Raw genomic sequence first — 2,299 nt, forward strand, 5'->3', positions numbered from 1 at the left:
CGAGCCGATCTGCCGTGTCCTGACCGAGCACGGCCGCCCCATCTCCACCAGCACCTACTACGCCGCCAAGAACCGTCCGCCCTCTGCCCGCGCCCGGCGCGACGCGGAACTGGACGAGCACATCGCGCGCGTCCACGCCGCCGATTACGGCGTCTACGGCGCCCGCAAGGTCTGGCAGCAACTGCAGCGCGAGGGGCACCGGGTGGCCCGCTGCACCGTCGAGCGGCGCATGCGCGCCCTGGGCCTGCAAGGCGCCCGGCGCGGCAAGAAGATCCGCACCACCACCTCCGATCCAGGACACGAGCGCGCGAGCGACCGGCTGCGGCGCGACTTCACCGCCCAGCGGCCGAACGCCGCCTGGGTGGCCGACTTCACCCACGTTTCCGCCTGGTGCGGGGTGGTCTACGTCGCGTTCGTCGTCGACATCTACTCCCGGGCGATCGTCGGCTGGGCCGCCTCGCTCACCAAACAGACCGGCCTGGTGCTGGACGCCCTGGACATGGCCCTGTGGCGGCGAGAGCGCACCGGCCACCCGGCCGGGCCGGGACTGATTCATCACTCGGACGCCGGCAGTCAAGGCGGATTCAACTGGTCGTCGCAACACTCCATCCCTGGAGGTGTTGTGCATGGGCCTGGGCAAGAAGCAGCAGGATGTCCGGTTGTATCGCGGTCAGATCCCCTCACCGGGGCGGCCCACGGTCGCCTGGCGACAGGACCGCGTCCGGTTCTGGCAAGCGATTGCTCGTGGGATGACCTCGGAGGACTCCGCAGCGGAGATCGGCGTGTCACCGGCGGTCGGGACGCGCTGGTTTCGCCAGGCTGGCGGGGTGAATCCAGGCCTTGCCCCGACCGTGTCGGGCCGCTATCTGTCGTTCGCCGAACGGGAAGAGATCGCGTTGTGCCGTGCCCGGAAGGCCGGCGTGCGAGAGATCGCCCGGCGCCTGGGACGGTCGCCGTCGACGATCTCCCGCGAGCTGCGGCGCAACGCCTCGACCCGGACGTATGACGTGGAATACCGGGCGACGGTCGCGCAATGGCACGCCGAACGCCGGGCCCGCCGGCCGAAGACCGCCAAACTGGCGGCCCAACCAGCAGCTGCGCGAGTACGTGCAGGAGCGGCTGGCCGGACAGGTCCGCCACCCCGACGGCACACCCATGACGGGACCACAGACGGCGCGCAGCAAACCCCGCCGTCAAGACCGCCGCTGGGCGAGGTCGTGGAGCCCCGAACAGATCTCCCATCGGCTGAAGGCCGACTTTCCCGAGGATGACGCCATGCGGATCTCACACGAGGCGATCTATCAGGCCCTGTTCATCCAGGGACGAGGAGCGCTCAAGCGGGAGCTGGTCGCCTGCCTGCGCACCGGGCGGGCGCTGCGGGTCCCGCGCGCACGCACCCAGCGCAAGAACGGCGGCCACGTGACCCCTGAAGTGCTGATCAGCGAGAGGCCGGCCGAGGCCGACGACCGCGCGGTCCCGGGCCACTGGGAAGGTGATCTCATCATCGGCGCCGGTCGCTCAGCGATCGGCACTCTGGTGGAGCGCACGACCCGGTTCACTCTGCTGTTGCACCTGCCCCGGATGGAGGGCTACGGCGTTCAGGAGCGTGTGAAGAACGGTCCGGCGCTGGCCGGCCGCGGCGCCGAAGCCGTGCGGGACGCGATCACCAAGGAGATCATCGGGTTGCCCGGGCAGCTACTCCGTTCACTGACCTGGGACCGGGGGACGGAGCTGGCCCAGCATGCGCAGCTGCGCATCGACACAGGCGTGCAGATCTATTTCGCCGACCCGCACAGCCCCTGGCAGCGAGGCACCAACGAGAACACGAACGGACTGCTGCGCCAGTACTTCCCCAAAGGCACCGACCTGTCTCGATGGAGTGCCGAAGAGTTGGCGGCCGTGGCGTTCACGCTCAACACTAGACCTCGAAAGACTCTCGGGTGGAAGACACCGGCCGAAGCCTTCAGCGAGCATCTAAACTTGCTGATGAGCAGCAGTGTTGCGACGACCGGTTGAGCCCAAGCAATACACGTCTTTCCGGTTCACCACCCATCTGCCGGCGGCCGGCATCGACGCCTCCATCGGCACGGTCGGTGATGCGCTCGACAACGCCCTGATGGAATCGCAGATCGGCCTGTTCAAGACCGAGCTGATCAAGCCCGGTGGCCCATGGCACAGCCTTGCCGACGTGGAACTGGCCACCGCCGAATGGGTGGCCTGGTTCAACACCACCCGCCTGCACTCGGCCATCGGACACCTCCCGCCCGAGGAGTTCGAGGCGATCTACTACGCTCAACAC

The 2,299-nt window shown here is 68.5% G+C and carries 3 pseudogenes; all 3 read left to right on the forward strand.

The window, feature by feature from the left end:
• Positions 1-40: 40 nt before the first annotated feature.
• Positions 41-517, forward strand: a pseudogene (locus ACH34R_RS44010) (IS3 family transposase); the annotation flags it as partial.
• A 109-nt stretch (positions 518-626) separates the two neighbouring features.
• Positions 627-2,016, forward strand: a pseudogene (locus ACH34R_RS44015) (IS30 family transposase).
• 7 nt (positions 2,017-2,023) lie between these two features.
• Positions 2,024-2,299 (forward strand): annotated as a pseudogene (locus tag ACH34R_RS44020) (integrase core domain-containing protein); the annotation flags it as partial.

Source organism: Spongiactinospora sp. 9N601 (assembly GCF_044326295.1).
Taxonomy (GTDB): domain Bacteria; phylum Actinomycetota; class Actinomycetes; order Streptosporangiales; family Streptosporangiaceae; genus Spongiactinospora; species Spongiactinospora gelatinilytica.